Origin of the sequence: Vibrio sp. V30_P3S12P165 (genome assembly GCF_009904905.1) — a bacterium.
Taxonomy (GTDB): Bacteria; Pseudomonadota; Gammaproteobacteria; order Enterobacterales; family Vibrionaceae; genus Vibrio; species Vibrio fujianensis.
The window spans coordinates 1-6,165 of record NZ_WXWH01000039.1 but is presented as its reverse complement, the minus strand read 5'-3'; the positions used below and the strand labels follow the sequence as shown (position 1 = coordinate 6,165).

The 6,165-nt window shown below is 39.0% G+C and carries 7 protein-coding genes and 1 pseudogene; 6 read left to right on the top strand and 2 right to left on the bottom strand.

The features are described from left to right. Nucleotides 1–170: 170 nt before the first annotated feature. Nucleotides 171–497 (bottom strand): annotated as a pseudogene (locus tag CAG57_RS08675) (hypothetical protein); the annotation flags it as partial. A gap of 213 nt (nucleotides 498–710) precedes the next feature. Between CAG57_RS08675 and CAG57_RS08670 the strand changes: the two are divergent. The 5 genes from CAG57_RS08670 (at nucleotide 711) to CAG57_RS08650 (ending at nucleotide 5,085) form a co-directional block, all read left to right on the top strand. Further along, a complete protein-coding gene (locus CAG57_RS08670) occupies nucleotides 711–1,055 on the top strand; it encodes a hypothetical protein (protein WP_031845957.1) in 345 nt (114 codons plus the stop codon). A gap of 340 nt (nucleotides 1,056–1,395) precedes the next feature. Then, on the top strand, nucleotides 1,396–2,577 hold the full coding sequence (locus CAG57_RS08665; RefSeq protein WP_153043731.1) for an SIR2 family protein: 1,182 nt from the start codon (nucleotides 1,396–1,398) through the stop codon (nucleotides 2,575–2,577). Continuing rightward, on the top strand, nucleotides 2,564–4,342 hold the full coding sequence (locus CAG57_RS08660) for an ATP-binding protein (protein WP_161427310.1): 1,779 nt from the start codon (nucleotides 2,564–2,566) through the stop codon (nucleotides 4,340–4,342). Before CAG57_RS08665 ends, CAG57_RS08660 begins: the two co-directional genes overlap by 14 nt. Nucleotides 4,343–4,363: 21 nt before the next feature. Further along, nucleotides 4,364–4,570: a KTSC domain-containing protein gene (locus tag CAG57_RS08655; protein ID WP_079771075.1), complete on the top strand. Its 207-nt coding sequence runs from the start codon at nucleotides 4,364–4,366 to the stop codon at nucleotides 4,568–4,570. A 14-nt stretch (nucleotides 4,571–4,584) separates the two neighbouring features. Next, nucleotides 4,585–5,085, top strand: a complete 501-nt coding sequence (locus CAG57_RS08650; protein ID WP_050549725.1) for an SLATT domain-containing protein — start codon at nucleotides 4,585–4,587, stop codon at nucleotides 5,083–5,085. Nucleotides 5,086–5,165: 80 nt separating this feature from the next. Here the strand turns inward: CAG57_RS08650 and CAG57_RS08645 are convergent, their stop codons facing one another. Beyond that, nucleotides 5,166–5,936: a DUF3987 domain-containing protein gene (locus CAG57_RS08645; RefSeq protein WP_161427311.1), complete on the bottom strand. Its 771-nt coding sequence runs from the start codon at nucleotides 5,934–5,936 to the stop codon at nucleotides 5,166–5,168. A gap of 76 nt (nucleotides 5,937–6,012) precedes the next feature. Between CAG57_RS08645 and CAG57_RS08640 the strand changes: the two genes are divergently transcribed. Next, on the top strand, nucleotides 6,013–6,165 hold a 153-nt coding region (locus CAG57_RS08640), incomplete at its 3' end, for a helix-turn-helix domain-containing protein (RefSeq protein ID WP_161433708.1).

The window sequence follows — 6,165 nt, the reverse complement described above, 5'->3', positions numbered from 1 at the left end:
CTAATTGACGGGCAATGTTACGAATGCTTTGGCCTTGCGCAAAGCGAACATGAATATCCACAAATGTCTCCTTGGTTAACATAAATCACCCGTATAAAAAATAAACGGATGATACCAAGTGGATCAGTTTTCGATGATCGTTAGTGGATCAGTTTTGCATGATCGGTGACAGCTAGAGCTAAACCACAATCTTTTACGATTGACTGCCATTGCTCCTTAGACGGACGGTAACCTTTTGGTAACGTAAGGCAATACTCCATAGCGTAGCTCGATAACGGGCGACCCCCTCTGCGACTATAAAGGTGTTGGTTGAGTCTGAATTTTTCGCCAGCGATAGCGATTCGATTGGAGGTTTCTGAGCAACCAAAAATAGATATAAGAGTTTCGGTGTGCTTGTGGTTTGCATGTTTTTTATTGAGTAGGTAGCGCTCGCGCATCATGACACCGTCTGATGCAAGACGTACTGCTTGAGTGGTAACTGTCCAGTTTTTAAGCATAATGGTTTGTTTAATTTAAGCTTAAAAACTCTTTTCCGTTATTGCAAATAACTGAATGCAAACACTTGTTATCTGAGGTTTTTTCCAGATAGGACAACGCTTCGCATTGTCCGCTGGCAAGAGTGGATACCCCTCTTAACTCCCCCTTCTTTTGAAAAATAACTGTAAATTTGCAGCAGCCTAAAATAGTTCTTATGCTTATAAGAAAACACTATGGACAATCCAATCCCATCTTCCGACCTTATCGGCTACATCATTGAACTTGAACAGTTTGAATCTACCTCGCTTGAAGACCAAGTCATACAAAAGGCAGATAAAGCAGGCTTTCTAAACGTACATGATGAGTCTTACATACCTAAATTGCGTTGGATAAAGAAAATCGTTAAGCATGCTGAAGATGCATTTAATCTAGAAGCGGTCATTGATAGCGAACAGCCGCTTGAGCTGAATATGTCGACGTTCAAGCAGCTTAGACAAGAACGTGAACAGCAGGTAAATGATATCCTTGAGTTACTAGCAAAGTATGTTATTGATGCAGCGCCAAATTACTCTATCTAGCTATATTTTTTACATCATAAGTGCCTAATCTAAGGCACTTTTTGTGTTTCATTCTTATGTTTGTATATGATTTGGAACGTTACAGACGTTCATTGGAAGGAGGCTACAGGTATCTACAATAAGCTTGCGCGTGTGGTAGCTCCTTAGGAAAACTGTACTCGCGTTCGTGTGAAGAGCTAAAGGAAGTCCACCTTATTTCCCCACCTAACTATGTCCCGTTAAGGTGCTAAATCTGAGTCGACCTCATTGAATAGTACAACTTTTAGTGCTCGATCAATGTTGGTGCTAAATTAGTGTGGCATCATTTGCATATCTAACTCTTTGCAAATGGAATCTTGTTTTGACAGAAACAGTACATAACCCTGACCAGTATATGTATGACTTTCGTCATCTAATTACTCATAGTCGTAAGAAAATTGGGATCTTAGTTGGCGCTGGTGCACCTGTTAGTATCAATGTTGGAGATGCAGGTAACTGGAAATCATTAATCCCAGATATTAAAGGTTTGACTAATATCGTTGAACAGAGATTAGAGGGGGACGCAAAATTAGCATTTCTTTCTCTCGCTGAAGACTTGGGCAGTAAAAATATAGAATTAATACTATCACGAGTGCGCGTTTTGTCTGGTGTAATCGGTGATACAAAAATCCATGGTTTAAATGGAACTGGTTTTGAGGAGCTATCAGTTAGTATCTGCGAAATCATTAAAGATGTGGTAAGCAAAGAGTTACCTGAAGGAGATAATCCATATGGCCACCTGATTTCATGGGTAAATGGTATAAATAGAGATTATGCCGTAGAGTTATTCACCACTAACTACGATTTATTGCTTGAAGAAGCTATGGAGAGGTCTCGTACACCATACTTTGATGGCTTTTCTGGCTCTAAAAGTGCGTTCTTTGATCCGTCATCTATTTCTAGTAATGATTTACCACCTCGCTGGATTAGGCTTTGGAAGTTGCATGGTTCAATAAACTGGTCTCGTAATGCTAAAGGAGAAGTAATCCGCCTTCAGGGAGAAGATGATGGCAGCATGGTTTATCCGTCACATGTTAAGTACGACCAAACACAAGCGGCTCCCTTCTCATCGATGTTTGAGAGATTGAAGCGATTTTTGCTGGAACCAGATTCTTTACTGATTACAACAGGATTTTCTTTTGCAGACGCCCATATCACAGCAAAAATCGATGAGTGCTTAGCAGAGAATCAATCCTCGGCAGTAATAGCGCTACAGTTTAAAGACTTATCTGAAGAGAGCGATGCCGTAGAAGTTGGGTTGAGAAGACCAAATTTGAGTATTTACTGTCGTGATGGTGCCATCATAAATGGTGTAAAAGCTCGATGGAAGCTAGGTGAAATGCCTAGTAAAAATTGGGGGGTCATAAGGGATGAGTACTGGATTAACGACAAGTTCATTTTGGGGGATTATGTCGCTTTAACTAGATTTTTAGCTGGCTCAGGAGGGGGGAAGAGTATCTCTGTAGAAGTGCAAGAACAGGATGAACCTGATGAACAGTCATAGTAAGCCAACATATCTCGGCAAAGTTGTCTCTGTATCAGGTTCTTCCGTGATTATAGAGCTGACACCTAGAGTAAGGTCTGGCCTTCTGATGATTGAGGGAAAAGCACACAGAATCGGGCAAGTTGGTAGTTTTGTACGAATCCCTCAAGGATACAACAATCTATTTGGTCTCATATCAGAAACTAATGATACAAGCATCGACATTGATTCAAATGAACTATCGGCAGAACGTAGGGTAGTAAAGGTAGAGTTGATTGGAGAGTCTGTTGGCTCTGATTTTGAGCGAGGTATATCCCAGTATCCTGCTATTTATGATGAAGTTCACTTAGTTACAGAGTCTGATTTGAAAACCATTTATGGTCATAATGAAGTTGGACAAGTAAATATAGGTAAGCTTTCCACATCTGATAGCATTGACGTTAGTATTGATCTAGATAAATTGGTTAATCGTCACTCAGCGGTATTGGGTTCTACTGGTTCTGGTAAATCAACAAGTGTTTCAAGCTTACTAAGGGCTATTGTTAATACAGATGAAGGAGGATTGCAAACGCCATCAGCACGGATCATTTTATTTGACCTTCATGGTGAATATTCTACAGCTTTAGAAGATGTGTCTGAGGTATTCTCCGTTATGCCTTCCAATGGTGAAAATGCCTTGATAATCCCATATTGGAGTGTTGATCCTGAACGTCTTATTGAGTTTTTATGTGGTCATAATGAAACACTTAAAAATAAATTTATTGAACTTATTATTACTGAAAAACAAAATTTTGTAGAGAATAATAAACAATTAGGACTCGATAAAAATAAGGTAACACAATATACACCATTGCCATTCAATCTAAGAAAAATATGGTTTGAACTATGTTTTGAAGACAGAGTGACATGGGAAGAAAGTGAGAAAGTTACACCAGCATATCGAGATGGTGAAAAAGGCGAATATCAAAATTTAATTCCACCAAAATTTAAATCGGCAGGCTCAGGAAGTAAACCTCCATTTAAAGGGGGGATGAACGTTTGGAATAAACAATTAGAGCTGATGAGAGCAAGGTTGCTTGATAGTCAATACGAATTTTTTCTTGCACCTGATAAATGGTGTGTTTCTGAAGACTATGTTATTGATAAAGATATCTCGGATCTTTTGTATCAATGGCTTGGCCATAATAAGCCAATAACAATTCTTGATTTATCATTACTTCCATCCGAAAGGTTGGATCTTCTGCTAGGTTCTTTACTGGATATATTATTTGAAAGTGCACTGTGGGGACGCAATCATCTTGAGGGTATGAAATCATATCCTTTGCTACTAGTGATGGAGGAAGCTCATAGGTACTTATCTAATGAATCTAACGGACTGACGAAGAAAATGGTAAGAAGAATTGCCAAAGAGGGAAGAAAGTTTGGTGTTGGCTCTATGTTAGTAAGCCAACGACCTTCCGAAATAGATGAGACTATTTTATCTCAATGTGGCACCTTGTTTTCATTAAGAATAAGTAATGCAACGGATCGTTCTAGAGTAAAAGCAGCTATGTCTGATGGCCTTTCTGGAATTATTGATTCATTACCAGTCCTAAGAACGGGTGAAGCAATTGTTACAGGTGAAGCTGCAAGACTGCCAATGAGGTTTAAGTTTAGGTTACCTAGGGCTGACCAATATCCAAATAGTAGTGATCCTAACGTGGCTGAAAATTGGTCAAAAAAATGGAGTTCAATGAGTTTTGACAAGTTGGTTCAGAGCTGGCGAACTCAAAACCCCAAAAAATAGTTGATATGGAGATAGTTAATAATGGAAAGAGTACCAGTATCATCAAGTAACTTAGTTTCTGTTGGGTATGATATAGATACAATGACACTAGAGGTGGAGTTTAATAGTGGAATTTATCAATATTATGATGTTCCTGAATATGTTTATGACGAACTGATGGGAGCGCCATCACTTGGTTCGTATCTACACCACAATATTAAAAGCTCTTACCTCTGTGCTCGGGTTTAAAGGTGAACAATACTATGTCTAATGACAGCGTGCATCTAGTAGGTGTAGAACAGGAATTGAAGATTGATAAGTCTTTGATTATTGATTGGTTACAGCGATTACATGATGCTCAGGTTGGTCATTATATTACTTCTGAAGCATTATACAAAAGAGCTGATATCTCTGGATACGCTTTGATTATTAGTTCAACTATCGTAACAGCTATGCTTTTTCTTGAGACAGAGGGAAAGGCGAAAATGTTTCTCATTGTTATGAGTATAATAGCTGCTGCGCTATCTGGTGTTGTATCGTTCGGGCGATTTGCTGAAAAGGCAGAACAGCATCGAGCTGCAGCAAGCTCTTACGGGAAATTACGTAGGCAATTGGAAAAGTTGAGTAGAACAACAGATAAACTTAGTTTCAGCGATATTGATGCGAAGTTGAAGGTATTGAGGATAGAGTGGGAATATGTATCCCAAAATGCTCCATTAACTCCTCGGTCAGCAATCGAACAGGTTAAAACAACTAAAAAGTAATTGAGCCAGACATTCAGCAAATCAAACAGCTTAAACTACCTAATCTAGACTAGTTTTGGTAGTTTAAGCTGTTTAGATAATTACGTTAGGGATATTAGCTGCTTGTTATGTTGATGTTTGGTTACCACAATTGGTGCCTTTGGTAATTCTTGTAGGAACTTCAACAAGTCGCTAAGCTGTTTAGACGTATATTTTTTCCCAAGAGATTGCTGCAATGGAGTTCGAGTTATTGGTTGTCCATTGTTATTGGCTATCAATTCTTTAATCTTTTTTAGAACTTCTAGAGCTTGAAGGTTTTGTTGTTCTGCTTTGTAAGCCGCTCCTTCAGTACCAAAAACATATCTTACAGATTCATGCCAATAATCTATCCATGCTAAGGAAGCAGTTAAATGCTTTGCGGTTACAATAGTAGTCATATCAATAGCTGCAAATAACATTGCATACATACTTGCATAATGCGGTGCTCTTGCCATGAGAGACTGCTCAATAGACCCATTGGAGCCTAGTTGCTTCAATTCAACGTACTTTTCATTCCAAAGTTCTTTATAGCATTCACTCATCGTGACAGTTTTTGGTTCTCGATGACACCAAGTTATAATCTTATTGATTTTTTTTGCATGTTCTTGCAACAGCTCTTGATCAATTACTTTCGGTATAGGCTTGGGTTCAGGTTGAGTACCAGAGAATATTGCAAACCTGTTCGCAAACCCATTTGAAATCGATACTGAATCTAATCGGGCTACTAATTCTTCTGGAGTAACCTGCCCGTTCAGAAAAGCATGAGGTTCTTTACAACTTGTACGGTTTGTTTTAGTCATGGGTTCGATAGCGTCACCGTTGTCACCGATCATGCAAAACTGATCCACTAACGATCATCGAAAACTGATCCACTTGGTATCATCCGTTTATTTTTTATACGGGTGATTTATGTTAACCAAGGAGACATTTGTGGATATTCATGTTCGCTTTGCACAAGGCCAAAGCATTCGTAACATTGCCCGTCAATTAGGCATTTCTCGTAATACCGTAAAACATCATTTGCAGCAGCATCAGATGCCCTCTTACGCGCAACGAGCAAAA